This window comes from Nocardia concava NBRC 100430 (genome assembly GCF_000308815.1).
Lineage (GTDB): Bacteria > Actinomycetota > Actinomycetes > Mycobacteriales > Mycobacteriaceae > Nocardia > Nocardia concava.
This window is the reverse complement of record NZ_BAFX01000192.1, coordinates 14,145-29,317: the sequence shown is the minus strand read 5'-3', so window position 1 is coordinate 29,317 and position 15,173 is coordinate 14,145. Positions and strand designations below refer to the sequence as shown.

Here is a 15,173-nt window from a genome sequence, read left to right as displayed (position 1 = left end):
TCCGGCTCCCGTAAGCGAAAGAACCGCCTCTCCGGGGGCGGTTTTCGCTTATTCGGGCAATGGGGACGCCGGGCAATAGAGTCGGCGGATGGCCAGTGCACCATCGGGGACGCCGCACACGCTCGCCGACATCCTGCCGTCCGTCGCCGCGACCTTCGGGCTCGATCCCGGCAATCCGCTGGGTGTCGCACCCAATCGGGATGTCGTGGTGCTGCTCGTCGACGGTCTCGGTGCGGAACTGCTCGCCCGGCACCGCGAGATCGCGCCCACCCTCGCCGCGCATGTCACCACCACGCTGACCGCGGGATTCCCCGCCACCACGGCGACCAGCCTCACGAGTCTCGCCCTCGGCGCACCCTGCGCGACGCACGGGATCATCGGCTACAGCTTCGCCCTGCCCGACGGCGACGGTCCCCGCCTGCTGAACTCCCTGCGATGGAAGCTGGACAGCGCGACCGGTGAGGACGCGCGCGGCCAGTTCCCTCCGGAATCCGTGCAGCCGCGACCAAGTCGTCTCGAAGACCTCGCCGCCCACGGCGTGGAGGTCCACTATGTGATCCCCGGCTATCAACGCGAATCCGGCCTCACCCGAGCCGCCTTCCGCGCCCCGGGCACCCTGCACCCGGCGAGTACCCTCGACGAGCTGCGCACCGGAATCCTCACTGTCGCAAATCATTCCGACAGAGCATCCCGCTTCGCCTACGCCTATTTCGCCGACCTCGACGCCAACGGCCACCTCTACGGCCCCGAATCCCCCCAATGGCTGGCAATGCTGGCCGATATCGACGCCTGCATCGCCGATCTGTTCGCCGAACTGCCGTCCACCTGCACGGTGCTGATCACCGGCGACCACGGAATGATCCACGCGGACACCATCATCGACCTCGACACCTGCCCCGCCCTGCACCGCGACGTCCGCCTGATCGGCGGCGAGGCGCGAGTCCGCCACATCTACCTCGACTCTCCCGCGGCCTCGGCCGACGCACATGCGGCGTGGACGGCCGAGCTGTCCTCGCATGCGACAGTCATCACCCGCGAACAGGCCATCGACGAACACTGGTTCGGCCCGACCCCACCCACCGAGGTGATCGCCTCCCGCATCGGCGACCTCATAGCGGTCGCCGAGGGCAGCGCGGTCCTGATCCGCCCCGCAGCAGAACCCCTGGAGTCCTCCCTCATAGGCCACCACGGCGCCCGCACTCCCGCCGAACAGCTCATCCCCCTCATCGCCACCCCCTGATCCCCGTCATCCCGGCGCGTGTTTGGCCGGGATCCACACGCACAGCGGATGCGTCCACGCCAGTGGATTCCGGCCAAGAGCATGCCGGAATGACGGGGGATGGCGGGGGGAGTGGCGTGGACCACAGGTTGCGGAGTGCGCGAGGTGGGTCATAAGCCATTGCTCGACCCGGGTCGTTCTTATTACAGTCAGACTGCAATAAGAGCTCGACAAACCCAGGTCGACGCAGGAAAGGCGGCCGCACAATGGCTACAGGAGTTCTCGTGGAGACGGGCAGGCACCGGAAGACGATGGTCGATCACCAGCGTTCGGGTGCGGCCGAGATGTGGGGCAAGTTCATGGCGCTGGGCGGACCCCGGCACCTGCTCGACGGCGCGGCCCCCGCCATCGGATTCCTCATCGGATACGGCACCGATAGCGCGAAGACCGGCGTACTGATCGCGCTCACGGTCGCGGTCATGCTCGGCATCTACCGGATGATGAAGGGCGACACCGTCAAGACCGTCGCCATCAGCATCGCGGCCGTGGCCGTGTTCTCGCTCTTCGTCGGCATCACCGGAGAGGGTCGCGGCTTCTATCTCCCCGACCTGCTGATCTGCGCGATCGGCGCGGTGGCCTTCGGCGTGCCGTTGGTGACCGGGAGGCCGCTGAGCCATTGGATCTGCCGCAAGGTCGGCCTGGAGCCCGCCGAACACGCCGACCCTGAACAGCGAATTCGCCTGCACCGCAAGGTGAGTCTGGCCTGGTTCGCCTTCTGGATGGTGCACCTGGTGATCATGGTGCCGCTGTACCTGGCGAACAAGGTGGTCATACTCGGTACCGTCGCCCTGATTCTCGGCAAGCCGCTGCTGGTCGTCGCGATCGCCGCGACGTTCCTGTGGGTGCGGCGCTCGCTGAAGCACTCACGCGCGCAGTAGGGCGGTTTGCACCTTGCGCAGGCGGTCGACATCACCGCGGAACCCCGCCACCGCATCGTTGTAGAGGAATGCCTCCCACAACCGGACCAGGGCGTAGGCCAGGGTGTCGCGTTCGATGGGAGGCTCGTAGCCCTCGGACTCCGCGCGCTCGATGAACCGCTCCACGAGAGCCACCGCGGACTGGTGCACGATCCCGTCACCGCGGGTGATCAGGCGCAGCGCGGCGGTCGACTCGTTGTCGAAATACCAACGCAGCGCGTCGTTCTCGACCAGCAGATCGATGGTGCGATTCAGCACCGCGGTCAGGCGCTCGCCGCCGGAGCCCGAGGTGCGGCGATCGGCGTGGGCCACCACCTTCTCCAGCTGCCGCGCCACCGCCGCGCCCAGCAGTCCGTCCCGGGATCCGAACCAGCGGTAGATGCTGGCCCGCCCCACTCCCAGCTGGGCGGCAATGGCATTGACGTCCAGCCGTTTTCCGGCCAGGAAGACCTCGATGGCCGCCTCGAGTACGTCCTCCGGGCTGGCCGCGCCCGGGCGGCCCGGCGCTCTGGTTCCCTCCGCGCGCGTCACGCGGACAGCTTAGGGGCCAGGTACGCCGACAGGGTCGCGGCGGTGGCCGCGCGTCCCAGGGTCAGCGCCTCCTGTAGGAGCGCGGGATCGCGGGTGACGCGGCCGATGTCGGGGGCGCTGTGCGGCGGGCGGATCTGCAGTACGGCCGGATCGGAACCGAAGTCGGCCTCGTCGCTGTGGTGCCGCCGCACCCGCCCGAGCCACGGCTCGACGGTCCCCGGCGCGTGCCGGGACAGGAAGCGGGCCACCACCCGGGTCTCCAGAGTCGAAGGCGGACGCATGGTTTCGTCATCGCGCCGCGTGCGCAGCACCAGCACGCGGGTCGCCCCCTGCGCCAGCGCCGTGCGCACCGGGACGGATTCGGAGAGCCCGGCATCGACGTACCGTCGCGCGCCGATGCGGACCGGCCGCCCGGCCAGGATCGGCAGGCAGGTCGAGGCCTTCAACGCGATCTGCACCGAACGGGGATCGCTGAGCTCAGGATGCAGATCGACCGCCGCGCCCGTGTCGGCGTCGGTGGCGATCGGATGGAAGGTGATCGGATTGGCCAGGATCGCCGGGAAATCCATCGGCACCAGCCGCTCGTACACCGTGTGCACCAGGTATTCGGTGTCGACCACCTTGCCGCCGCGCAGCGCCCGGCTCGGATTGATCACCCGATTGATCACCTCGGGATTCCAGGCCCGCTTGGATTCCACCGCGCGCCCGCACAGCAGCCACGCCGCGTTCAGCGCGCCCGCCGAGGCGCCGTACACCGCGTCGAAGCAGGGCAGCACGCCCAATTCCTCGATGGCCATGGCCATTCCGTGCGAGTACGCGCCGCGCGAGGAGCCGCCCTCGATGACCAGTGCCAGCCGATGCGCGTCGGTGCGCTGTCCGGGCCGGCTGCCCTCGCGGTGCCGCCGGGCAATGAGTTCGCCGGCGCCGAGTGCGCTGTCTTCGGGCACTGCGCGGTCGCGGTCTGGCACAGGGGCTCCCTTCGAGGTGCTGGGACGTTCGAGTATACGACCCTATTTGAGACACTGCGGTCTCTGTGTATCATATCCGGCGATGGCGGGGGTAGCCATGGAACTGGAGGTCAACGCATGCAACTAGCGCTCACCGACGACGAGCTCGCCTTCCGCGACGAGCTGCGCGCGTTCTATCGGAGCGAAATCCCGGCCGAGATCCGCAACCGGCACCGGCACGGGCAGGAACTGAGCAAGGACGACATCGTCACCACCCAGCGCATTCTCAATGCGCACGGGCTGGCCACGCCGAACTGGCCGGTCGAATGGGGCGGCAAGGAGTGGACCCCGATCCAGCGCCATATCTGGCACGACGAGATGCAGCTGGCCTCGGTGCCCGAACCGCTCACGTTCAACACGAACATGATCGGCCCGGTCATCGCGCACTTCGGCTCCCAGGAGCTCAAGGAACGCTTCCTGCCCGCCACCGCCAACCTCGACATCTGGTGGTGCCAGGGCTTTTCCGAGCCCGAGGCCGGATCCGACCTGGCCGGGCTGCGCACCGTCGCGGTGCGTGACGGCGACGACTACGTGATCAACGGCCAGAAGACCTGGACCACCGCCGCCCAGTCCGCCGACTGGATGTTCTGCCTGGCGCGCACCAACCCGGACGCGCCCAAGAAGCAGGCCGGCATCTCCATGCTGCTGTTCCCGCTCGACACCCCCGGCGTCACCGTGCGCCCGATCAAGCTGATCGACGGCGGCCACGAGGTCAACGAGGTGTTCCTGGAGAACGTCCGGGTGCCCGCGAATCAGCTTGTCGGCGAGGAGAACCAGGGCTGGACCTACGCCAAGTTCCTGCTCGGCAACGAGCGCACCGGCATCGCCGCGGTCGGGCAGACCAAGGTGAAGCTGTGGCTGGCCAAGGAGCACGCCAAGCAGACCCGCCTGGGTGAGAAGACCCTGCTCGACGATCCGCTGTTCGCGACCCGCCTCGCCGAACTCGAGAACGAGCTGCTGGCACTGGAACTGGTGCAGCTGCGGGTCGCGGCGGGCTCGGCCGACGGCAAGCCCAACCCGGTCTCCTCGATCCTCAAGCTGCGCGGCACCGAGCTGCAGCAGGAGGTCACCGAACTGCTCGTGGACATCGCCGGACCGGATTCGGTCGCGCGCGAGGACGAGTCGAATCCCGACTGGGCCCGCCGCAGCACCGCCACCTACCTGAACTATCGCAAGACATCGATCTACGGAGGATCCAACGAGGTGCAGCGCGGCATCATCGCCTCGACGATCCTCGGACTGTGAGGCAGCGCAATGGATTTCGATCTCACCCCCGAACAGGAAATGCTGCGCGACACGGTGCGTGACGTGCTCTCGCGCGGCTACACCCCCGAGCGCCGCAATCAGATGGTCGGCACCGAACTCGGCTGGGACCCCAAGATCTGGGCCACCTTCGCCGAAATCGGGCTGCTCGGACTGACTTTCGCCGAGGAGGACGGCGGCATGGGCGCGGGCCCCATCGAGGCCATGCTGATCATGACCGAGATCGGCCGCAGCCTCGCCCCCGAACCGGTGCTGGACTGCGCGCTGCTGCCGGGCTGGCTCATCTCCACCGTCGGCTGCGACGCCCAGCGCAAGGATCTGCTGCCGCGCATCGCCGAGGGTGAGCTGAAACTCGCCTTCGCGCACGGCGAACCGGGCCTGCGCTGGCCCGCAGCCGAGACCGCCACCCAAGCGGTCTGGCAGGACGGGTGGCGGCTCACCGGCCGCAAACACCCCGTATCCCACGGTGATTGCGCCGATTTGCTGATCGTCAGCGCGGCCGTCGAGGGCGGCGTCGGGCTGTTCCTGGTCGACCCCACCGCCGAAGGCGTGCGCCGCCGGACCTATGCCGGGCACGACGGGACGCGCGGCGCCGACATCGAATTCGACGGTGTCACGGCCGAACCACTCGGCGAGCCCGGCGATGCGTCCGCCGCGATCCAGGCCGCGCTGGCCGGGGCGCAGGCCGCGCTGTGCGCCGAGGCCATCGGCGCGATGGAGGAGTCGCTGCGGCTCACCGCCGAATACCTCAAGACCCGCAAGCAGTTCGGGGTCCCGCTGCGCACCTTCCAGACGCTGACCCAGCGCGCCGCCGACATGTACGTCTCGCTCGAACTGGCGCGCGGCATGAGCATGTACGCGTCCATGTCGCTGGCCGACGGCATCGTCGACCCGGTCGTCGCCTCGCGGGCCAAGCTGCGCATCGGCCGCTCCGCCCGGCACATCGGGCAGGAGGCCATCCAGATGCACGGCGGCATCGGCATGACCGACGAATACCCGGTCGGCCACTACACCGCGCGGCTCACCGCCATCGAGCACACCCTCGGTGACTCCTCCGACCACCTGCGCTACCTGGGCGGCTGTGTCGCCGACTACCAGATGGTCGAGATCTGATGCATATTCGCGGCGCGGTACTGGAGGAGATCGGGCGCGAGCGGCCCTACGCGGACTCCCGCCCGATCAGCGTGTGCCAACTCGAACTCGGCGATCCGGGACCGACCGAGGTCCTGGTCGCCATCGAGGCGGCCGGGCTCTGTCACTCGGATCTCAGTGTGGTGGACGGCAATCGCCCGCGCCCGCTGCCCATGCTGCTCGGCCACGAGGCCGCGGGCACGGTGGTGGCGGTCGGGGAACGGGTCGCCGATCTGCTCATCGGGCAACGGGTGGTCATGTCCTTCCTGCCGCGCTGCGAGGACTGCGACGCGTGCGCGCGGGACGGGCAACTGCCCTGTGCCGCGGGCACGGCCGCGAATACGGCGGGGGAGTTGCTGCACCACAGCGGGCATCTGTCCCGCGGCGGTGCCCGGGTGCGGCATCACCTCGGGGTTTCCGGGTTCGCCACGCATGCCGTGGTTGACCGGGCGTCCCTTGTGCCCGTGGGCAATTCGGTGCCGCCGGAGATCGCGGCGCTGTTCGGGTGCGCGGTGCTCACCGGCGGCGGGGCGGTGCTGAACGTGGCGAAGCCGCGGCCGGAGGACAGCCTCATGGTGGTCGGGCTCGGCGGGGTCGGAATGGCGGCACTGCTGACCGCGAAAGCCGTTGGCGTAGAGCGGGTTATCGCCGTGGACCGGATGGACGACAAGCTCGCCATGGCGAAGGAGCTCGGGGCGACCGAGACCTACACGCCGGAACAGGTCGCCGAGGAGAAGGTGCGGGCGCGGTATGTGGTGGAGTGCGCGGGACATCCCGACGCATTCGAAACCGCCTATGCGGCAACCGAACCCGGTGGCATGACGATCACCGTCGGGCTGCCGGGACCGGACTCGACCGTGACACTACCCCCGCTGAGCATCACGGCGGAGGCGCGCACCATCGTGGGCAGCTACCTCGGCTCCGCCGTTCCGGCCCGGGACATCCCGCGCTACGAGCAGATGTGGCGGGACGGGCGACTGCCGGTGGAGAAATTGATTTCCTCGCGAATTCGGCTCGACGAAATCAACGAGGCGATGGATCTGCTGGCCGATGGTAAGGCAGTCCGTCAAATCATTATTTTCGACCATTCCTGAATCGAGAATGGCTGCGCCGCACCTAAAATCAATGGATTTCCCGGGTGCGGCGCTCCCATACTCGATGGGTGAACACCGCAGTAATTCTCGACCACCTCCGCACCCACGGCGCGCCCCTGACGCTGTCCCGGGCCGGTGTCGTGTCGTGGGGCGACGCGGAATTCCACCGGGCCGCCCACGCCGCCGATCCCGAGCGGTATCTGCTGCTCGCGCTCGTGCCCGGCGTGCACGAGAGCCAGCGCGCCCGTGTCCTGCTGCAGACGCTGCTCGCCTCGCGCGCCGACCTGCCCCAGGCCACCCGCGTGATCCTCGACAAGGCCACGCGCGCACTGATTTTCGGACTGCCGCCCGCGCAGGTCATCACCGTGCTGCTGGCCGCCCGCCGCCTGCGTGCGAACCACAAGCACGTCACCCGCGCCATCCTCACCTTCGTCCTGGACCACCCGGACGCCGAACTGCTCATCGCCGCCCGCCGCCCGGCGCTGGTGGACTGCTTCGAGCACGCGCTCGGCAAGAACACCGCACGCGGCTGCCTGCGGCTGATCACCGAGGGTGATGTCGACTCGCCCGAACTGCATCGAAAGCTGCTGCGGTTCACCACGAATCCGGTTCAAGCGCTCGAGCGCGTGCGTCAGCTCTACGCACCCGGCACCCACGGCGTGCCCATGCTCACCGAGCCCGTCGCACCGCTGGAGCCGGTCCGCGTGCGCGAGCCCATCGTCACCGTCACCAACCGCGGCGATATCGCGGCGACCCTGGTCCACCTCTTCCGCGGCGGCTCGGCCCACGAGCTGGGTTCCGCGCTCACCGCTTACGTCGCCGCGGCCACGCGCGCCGTGCCGCGCCTGCCCGGCCACGTCGCCCTGGTCCTGGACACGTCGGAGTCCATGCGCGGCTACGGCGAGCGCGAATGGGCGCTGCTCTCGCAGGCCGAGGCGCTGCGCCTGGTGCTCGATCGGGTGTGCGCACGGCTCAGCGTGATCGAGGTCGGGGCCGGGCAGTCCGCCGCGACCGATCTGGCGACGGGCGTGCTGGACGCGCTCGAAACCGTTGTCGCGACGGACGGTCCGGGGCCGGGTGCGAATCCCGAGGGACCGTTCGGTGAACCGAACGTCGCGCCCGCACGTGTTGTCGTCGAGGATCCGCAGACCACGGGGGAGGAGACCGATTCCGGCACACCGGATCTGGTGATCGTCGTGACCGACGGCTACGAGAACCGGCTACCCGGCGATCTGGCCCGGGTCGCGGCGACCCTGTCGGCCATAGGTGTGCGGACCCCGATCATGGTGTGCCGCGCCATGTTCACCGGCAGCGACGACCGCACCCTGCGCGATCCGGCGCCGGCCCTGCCGACCACCGGATTCTGGCACCAGGACGATTTCGCCGCCCTGCTGCCCTGGCTGTTCGCCCGCACCCCCGCGGGCGCGGACTGGCTCCGCGCGGCCGCCCACCGTTACCTCGACGCTCGCCTGGAAGGAGTGACCGGATGACCCTGCTCGACAACGTCATTCGCCCCGGGTGTCCCCGCGGGCGGCTCGTGCCGGAGCCCGGCACGGATCACATCCCGGAAAGTGCTGCGCGACAGCATCGCTCGGCCGGGCCCGGCGCCCGGCTGGTCCGCGTCCTCGACGCGGTCGTCCGGCTGGGCGGGCCGATCTGGTTCGAGCGTCCCCTGATCACCGAGCTCGACGTGCTCGCGCACAACCCGGCCGAACGGGCCGGATAAGGAGTTCCCACCATGAAGCGACTCGACACCCTGGTGCGTGCGCCGGTCGACCTGGCCGGGTACGCGCTGGGCGCACCGCAGGTCGCGGGCGCGCTCACCGCCGTGCCGATCTTCGGGCCCGAGCGGCCCGGCATCGTGCCGCCGCGCTCCGGGCTGAAGCTGAATCGCGTTGTCGGATACGGCAGTGTGGAGCTGCACAATGGCGCGCCCTCCGGGGTGGCCATCGTGCCGCTGCACATCGGCTACATCCAGGAGGGGGCGCAGAATCACGCGCTGTGCTCGGCGGCCCTGCTGAGCACGGGGGAGACCCGGCTGTTCGAGGACGCCTGCTGCGTGCAGGCCGCCCAGGGCGGGTACCTGCAGGGGCGCGACCAGTGGTTCTTCGTGCTGCCGATGGAGCTGCGCGCCAAGGCGCTCGCACTGCGCGGCAAGCCCGGGTATTCCAAGCTGTGGGGCGATATCTCGGCCGTGAACAGCCGGTACGGGCTGCCGCCGCGCGGGCACCTGGAGCAGATCCTCACGCGCAAGCGTGCGGTGCTCACCCAGTTCCGCAGCCGTCTGGAACTGCTGCCCGGCCAGCTGGGCGCGCTGTTCTTCGTCGGCGAGAAGTTCGCGGGCCTGGAGATCGCTCCCGATCCGCGCTACTTCGCGGAGATGTGGATGCCGTTGGTGTGCTTCGCCTATGGCGTCGCGGCCTGGCGGGCAGAGCCGCCGCACGTCGAGCCGCAGCCTTTCGAGGCGCGCGATCTCGCGGAACTGCGCAACGAACTGGAGCGCGGCCGCGAGCGGCATGCCGAATCCCTGCGCGACTGGATGCCCGCCGACACCGAGATGTACAGCGTCGAGCAGGAGCGTCACCTCGACCTGCGCCTGCACACCCTCACCGGTACGCAGGTCGCCGGCCAGGTGGTGACCGAGCACGACCGCCCGGTTTACGCCTCGCTTTTCGCGGTCCATTAAATAGGTTGCGCCACAACTCGATAGCGCATTGAATAGTGAGTACGGGAACTGAGCCGGGCACGGCGGGATCCACCTTGATTCCAGATCAAGACGAATCGCCTGTTAAGCGAACAACGCCCCGCCACCGCGCCGGCCACCTGTCCCGTACTTACTCATAAATGCCGTCCTAGCCGAAATTCCGCTGGAACCAGGTGAGCAATTCGGCTTCCGTCTTCGGCCCGGTTTGCGGATCGTCCGGATCCAGAGTGCACAGCAGTACCGCCAGCGGCAGATCGTCACGCTCCGCCACCAGGCAGGGGCGGGGCGGCTTCTCCTCGGTATCGGTGAAGCAGAAGAACCGTCCCACAGCGGCATTGGCCCGGCGCCACACATTGTCCGCACCGGTCTTGCTGCCGCAAGCGTGGGGTGACGCGGTGGCGAGGCCGGTTTCGTACCACGATCTGGGTCCGCTGTTGTAGGCGAAACCATACAGAATCGTCGCCGAGTCGGGGGTGCCGCACACCAACGCCGCGTTCTGGTTGTCACCCGGCTTCGCATGCCGACAGTTGGTGCGGCGGTAGTCATTACCGGCGTATCCGAGCAGGGCGCGGTCGGCGTCGGTGAACGAGTCGGGATCGCCGGGCACATTCTCGCCGCTGAGGAATACGTTGGCGTCCTGTTTGGCGTAGTAATCCCGGTACCTCGTGCTGTCGGTGCGGTCCCAGACGAAGATGGCCATCGCCACCGCGGACTCGTCGGTGAATTCCAGACCCGGCGGCGGCGCGGTCGCCGAGCTGGCGGTGTCCAGGAAACACGCTCTGCGGCCGATTTCCTTACCGGCGACCAGCGCGGGCGCATCGACGCCGGGCGCATCGCCGGTGCAGACTCCGCCGTGGAATTGGCCGAGGAAGACCGTGGTGTGGAACGCGCGCAACTGGTCGACACCGCGGAACCGGATGAACTGTGCGAACGGCTCATTCGTGGCCGGATTGGCCTCGCAGGTGAAGAAGGCGAGCATGGATTCGTCGAGCTGGTTGTGCGTGCAGTTGGCGCGCTTGTATCCGACGGCATTGACCGTCGAGAGCAGTTCGATATCGGGTCCGGTCAAGGCCTTGGCGTCCGCCACCGCCGTGCCCGCCACTTTCGGCCGCATGGCCGCCCAGCCCGCGAACCCGATCGACGCGGCGACCAGGACGAGGGCGAACACCATGCTCGCGACCAGACGGATCCACCCGCCGAGCGTTCGGCCGGAATGAGCCGGGGGCGCATCGGATTTCGAAGTCGCCTCCTGTGCCGCCGCGGCCAGTTCGCCCGCCGTGCCGAACCGGTCGTTCGGATTCTTGGCCAGGCCGCGCGCGACCACCGCGTCGAAGGCCGCGGGCACGCCGGGCCGCAACGCACTCGGCGGGGGCGGCTGGTCGAACAGGTGCGCGCGCATGAGCGAGACGTTGGTACCGCCCTGAAACGGCCTTGTGCCCGTGAGGCATTCGAACATCACACAGGTGAGCGCGTAGACGTCGGCGGCCGGAGTGAAGTCGCGGGTGCTGAACCGCTCGGGTGCCATGTAGCGGAAGGAACCGAGCGCGGAACCGTCGGTGGTCAGGCTCTCGTCGGTCGCCGACTGCGCGATGCCGAAATCCACCAGATACGCGAACCCGTCCCGGGTGATCAGTATGTTGTCCGGTTTCACGTCGCGGTGCAGCAGCCCGTCCCCGTGCGCGGCGTCGAGTGCGGCGGCCATCTGCCGGACGAGTTCCACCGTGGTCGCGGGCGACAAGGGGCCGGTGCGGTCCAGCAGCTCACGCAGGTTCTCGCCGTCGACCAGGCGCATATCGATGTAGAGCCGTCCGTCGATCTCCCCGTAGTCGTGGATGGGCACCACGTGCGCCTCGCGCAGCCGGGCCGCCGCATGCGATTCCCGTTGAAACCGTTGCCGATACACCGGATCCTGTGCCAGCCGCTCCGGCAGCACCTTGATCGCGACGACACGATCCTTCGCCGTGTCGTACGCCTGATACACCTCGCCCATCCCGCCGCGCCCGATGAGGCGGTCCAGCCGGTAGGGGCCGAAAAACGAACCGATCGTTAGGATTTGGTGTGGACTTGCCATTCGACCTGCTTCCCCTTTATCGAATAACGACCCAGAGGCGGTCAACGGTTCAGCCGAGCTCCGGCCGTTGACATTTCGACGCGTGGCGGCGGAAAGTTGAGGGCGTCAAGAGATCTAGCCAGCTCAACCACATCGATGGGAGCGCGCTCATGTCCTTGCCGACCGAACCGATTGGTAGCATTCCTCGTCCGTCGCAGTTGCTGAACGGAATTCAAGAACATCAATCCGGGCGAATCAACGATGCCGCACTGGCCGGGCTGTACGAGGCGGCGGTGCGCGAAACGATCACGCAAATGGAGGCCGCCGGTTCGCCAATCGTCACCGACGGCGAACAGAGCAAACCCAGTTTCGCGACCTACCCCCTGACGGGCCGCTCGAACCTGAGCCCCGACGGCGCGGTCATTCCCTTCGCGGACGGTCACACCCGGCAGCTGCCGAAGCTCACCGCCGGGCCGTTCCGCTACGGCACCTTCGCCGCGTCGTATCTGCGTGCGGCGCAGAAGTTCGCGACCAAGCCGGTGAAGCAGGCGGTGATCGCGCCCTCCGCGCTGAGCCTGCTGTACCCGCCCGGCGGCATCGACGACTATCCGCGCGAACGGTTCCTCTCCGATCTGATGGACCAGTCGGAGGCCGATATCCGCGCCGCCCTCGACGCGGGCGCGGACTCGGTGCAACTCGACTTCACCGAGGGGCGGCTCTCGCTCAAACTCGACCCCTCGGGCGAGCTGCTCGATCAATTCATCGAGCTGAACAACCGTGTGCTCGACCGCTTCACGACGGCCGAGCGACAGCGGATCGGCATCCACACCTGCCCCGGCAGCGATCAGGACTCGTCGCACAGCCTCGATGTCGACTACGCGGGCCTGCTGCCCAAGCTGTTCCGGATGCGCGCGGGCCGGTTCTACGTGCAACTGGCCAGTGAGGCCGATCCCGAGCGGGTGCTGAGCATCATCGGTGAGTACCTGCCGAATGACGCTACGGTCTTCATCGGCGTCATCGACCCCATCGATCCGGTGGTGGAGACACCCGATCAGGTCCGTGACCGGGTGCTCGCCGCCGCGCGCTACCTGCCCGCAGACCGTCTCGGAACCTGCGACGACTGCGGATTCTCGCCCTTCGGCGACGACGTATCCACCTCGCGCGAAACAGCATTCGCGAAGATCCGCGCCCGCGTGGAGGGCACCGCAGCCGCATCCGCCTTGCTGGGGATGTGATCGGCGGGTAGCCCGTTTCGCCGGCGCGGCCACCAGAGGCGCTCGCCGAGATCGATGGCCAGGGCCGGGACCAGGATCGTCCGGACCACGAAGGTATCCAGCAGGACACCGAAGGCCACCGCGAACCCGATCTCCGCCGCCAGCACCAGCGGGAGGGTGAGCAGGGCGGCGAAGGTCCCGGCCAGGACGACACCGGCGGCGGTGATGGTGCCGCCGGTGGTACGGACGGCGATCGCGGTGGCCGTCGCGGTGTCGTGCCGGGCGGTCTCCTCGCGGACGCGGGCCATGAGGAAGATCGAGTAGTCGATGCCCAGACTGATCAGGAAGACGAAGGCCCACAACGGAAATGCCGGATCCGCGCCCGCGAAGCCGAGGACCTTGTCGAAGGCCAGTGCGCTGACGCCGAGGGCCGCCGCCAGGGAGAGGACGACCGTCGCCAGTACGAGTGCGGGTGCGACCAGTGCCCGCAACAGCACCGCCATGATCAGGAAAACCACCGACAGCACCAGTGGCACAACGATATTGCGGTCGTGGCGGGAGGAATGCAACGTGTCCAGGACCACTGCGCTGCCGCCGCCCACCAGGGCTCCGGGCACGGCGTGGACCGCCGAGCGGAGACGCTCCACCGTGGCGAACGCCGCATCAGTGCCCGCCACGTCGGCGGGTGTGGCCTCGAGATAGGCCAGATCGCCAATGCGCGTCGGTGCCGAAACCTCGACTACACCAGGCACTCCCGATGCCAGATCGCGCAGGCGATCCCCGTCGGATGCCGGTCCGACGATCTGCAGTGGATTACCGGATCCGCCCGGGAAGTGGCGGAGCAGGACCTGCTCGCCGACCACCGCGTCCGGACGCGTGCGGAAAGTATCCTGGGCCTGCAAACCCGACGCGTGCAGCCCGAACAATCCCAGGGCCAGGACGGCGAGCCCGGCCGCCGTCACCTGCCACACCCGGCGCGGGTGGGCCGCCGTCAGACGAGCGAGGCCGCGGCCCCGACGTCCGCCGGTCGGTTCCGGATCACCGAAACGTGGTGTGGCGGGCCAGAATATCCACCGTCCGCACAGCACCAGCAGCGCGGGGTACAGGGTGGTGAGCACCGCGAAGCTGACGATCACCCCGGTCGCCATGACCGGTCCCAGACTCTTGGTGGAATTCAGATCCGCGACCGTCAGGCAGAGCAGGCTCAACGCCACCGTCACGGCGCTGGCGGCGATCGCCGGACCGGCCCGGCGGATCGCGGTGGCCATGGCCGCATAGCGGTTCTCGTGGCGGCGCAGTTCCTCCCGATAGCGGGCGGTGAGCAACAGCGCGTAATCGGTGCCCGCACCGAAAACCAGTACGGTGAGCAGGAATTCGGTGTCGCCGTTCACCGTGAGACCGGCATGCGCGGCCAGCAGGTAGATCAAACCCTGCGCAATGGTCAGCGCCACGCCGACGCACAGCAACGGCAGCAGCCACAGCACCGGACTGCGATAGGTGATCAGCAGGATCACCACGACGATCGCGATGGTCACATACAGCAGCGTCGAATTCACCGCGGCGAACGCGTCCGCCGAATCGGCTCCGTAGCCCGCCGGGCCGGTGACATGCACCCGCATTCCCGAGTCCGAGACCAGCGCGCGCATCGACTTCACCGCCGGCAAGGTGTCGTTGATTCCCTTGGCCCCCACGGTGATCGGCACCACCACCTGGATCGCCTTGCCGTCCTCGGACAGCACCGGCCCCGCGATGGGCCCGCGGACCTCCGGCAGCACCGCGAATCGCCCGACGTCGGAGGCCGCCCGGGCCTGATCCACCGGGCTGAGGGCCGCACCGTCGCGGTCGTAGACGACCACCGCCGGATACACATCCTTGCCGGTGAATTCGGCGGTCAGCGCCGAAACCTTGGTCGACTCAGCGCTATTCGGCAACCATGTGGTGGCATCGTTCTTCTCCGCCGAGCCCATTTTTCCGGCCAGCCCA

At 68.5% G+C, this 15,173-nt stretch carries 12 protein-coding genes and 1 pseudogene; 9 read left to right on the top strand and 4 right to left on the bottom strand.

The window, feature by feature from the left end; translation table 11 throughout:
* Nucleotides 1-88: 88 nt before the first annotated feature.
* Nucleotides 89-1,240: an alkaline phosphatase family protein gene (locus ON43_RS37535; protein ID WP_040815432.1), complete on the top strand. Its 1,152-nt coding sequence runs from the start codon at nucleotides 89-91 to the stop codon at nucleotides 1,238-1,240.
* Between the two features lie 263 nt (nucleotides 1,241-1,503).
* Entirely contained in the window at nucleotides 1,504-2,157 is a 654-nt protein-coding gene (locus tag ON43_RS37530) for a DUF3159 domain-containing protein (protein ID WP_157514345.1), read from the top strand.
* Here ON43_RS37530 and ON43_RS37525 read toward each other — a convergent pair.
* Together ON43_RS37525 and ON43_RS37520 are read right to left on the bottom strand one after the other, a co-directional pair.
* On the bottom strand, nucleotides 2,143-2,727 hold the full coding sequence (locus ON43_RS37525; RefSeq protein WP_040815423.1) for a TetR/AcrR family transcriptional regulator: 585 nt from the start codon (nucleotides 2,725-2,727) through the stop codon (nucleotides 2,143-2,145). The genes ON43_RS37530 and ON43_RS37525 overlap by 15 nt on opposite strands.
* Nucleotides 2,724-3,695, bottom strand: coding sequence for a patatin-like phospholipase family protein (locus tag ON43_RS37520; protein WP_245568939.1), 972 nt, complete (start codon nucleotides 3,693-3,695; stop codon nucleotides 2,724-2,726). Before ON43_RS37520 ends, ON43_RS37525 begins: the two co-directional genes overlap by 4 nt.
* Nucleotides 3,696-3,812: 117 nt before the next feature.
* Here ON43_RS37520 and ON43_RS37515 point away from each other — a divergent pair, with 117 nt between their 5' ends.
* The 6 genes from ON43_RS37515 (at nucleotide 3,813) to ON43_RS37490 (ending at nucleotide 9,908) form a co-directional block, all read left to right on the top strand.
* The gene (locus ON43_RS37515; protein WP_040815420.1) at nucleotides 3,813-4,979 is read left to right on the top strand and encodes an acyl-CoA dehydrogenase family protein; all 1,167 of its coding nucleotides are present in this window, start codon (nucleotides 3,813-3,815) and stop codon (nucleotides 4,977-4,979) included.
* 9 nt (nucleotides 4,980-4,988) lie between these two features.
* A complete protein-coding gene (locus tag ON43_RS37510) occupies nucleotides 4,989-6,110 on the top strand; it encodes an acyl-CoA dehydrogenase family protein (protein WP_040815418.1) in 1,122 nt (373 codons plus the stop codon).
* Nucleotides 6,110-7,222, top strand: coding sequence for a zinc-binding dehydrogenase (locus tag ON43_RS37505; RefSeq protein ID WP_040815416.1), 1,113 nt, complete (start codon nucleotides 6,110-6,112; stop codon nucleotides 7,220-7,222). The genes ON43_RS37510 and ON43_RS37505 overlap by 1 nt, the downstream gene beginning before the upstream one ends.
* Before the next feature lie 68 nt (nucleotides 7,223-7,290).
* Nucleotides 7,291-8,712: a vWA domain-containing protein gene (locus ON43_RS37500; RefSeq protein ID WP_051179826.1), complete on the top strand. Its 1,422-nt coding sequence runs from the start codon at nucleotides 7,291-7,293 to the stop codon at nucleotides 8,710-8,712.
* Complete coding sequence (locus ON43_RS37495; protein WP_040815414.1) at nucleotides 8,709-8,948, top strand: hypothetical protein; 240 nt, start codon at nucleotides 8,709-8,711, stop codon at nucleotides 8,946-8,948. The genes ON43_RS37500 and ON43_RS37495 overlap by 4 nt, the downstream gene beginning before the upstream one ends.
* A gap of 12 nt (nucleotides 8,949-8,960) precedes the next feature.
* Nucleotides 8,961-9,908 (top strand): ARPP-1 family domain-containing protein, encoded by a 948-nt coding sequence (locus ON43_RS37490; RefSeq protein ID WP_051179823.1) that lies wholly within the window; start codon nucleotides 8,961-8,963, stop codon nucleotides 9,906-9,908.
* Between the two features lie 166 nt (nucleotides 9,909-10,074).
* Here ON43_RS37490 and ON43_RS43115 read toward each other — a convergent pair whose 3' ends face one another.
* The gene (locus tag ON43_RS43115; RefSeq protein WP_051179822.1) at nucleotides 10,075-11,997 is read right to left on the bottom strand and encodes a serine/threonine-protein kinase; all 1,923 of its coding nucleotides are present in this window, start codon (nucleotides 11,995-11,997) and stop codon (nucleotides 10,075-10,077) included.
* A 149-nt stretch (nucleotides 11,998-12,146) separates the two neighbouring features.
* On the opposite strand from ON43_RS43115, the gene ON43_RS46560 reads away from it, so the two are divergent.
* Nucleotides 12,147-13,211, top strand: a complete 1,065-nt coding sequence (locus ON43_RS46560; RefSeq protein WP_040815410.1) for a cobalamin-independent methionine synthase II family protein — start codon at nucleotides 12,147-12,149, stop codon at nucleotides 13,209-13,211.
* A gap of 32 nt (nucleotides 13,212-13,243) precedes the next feature.
* Here ON43_RS46560 and ON43_RS44155 read toward each other — a convergent pair.
* Nucleotides 13,244-15,157 (bottom strand): annotated as a pseudogene (locus ON43_RS44155) (MMPL family transporter); the annotation flags it as partial.
* Nucleotides 15,158-15,173: the final 16 nt, after the last annotated feature.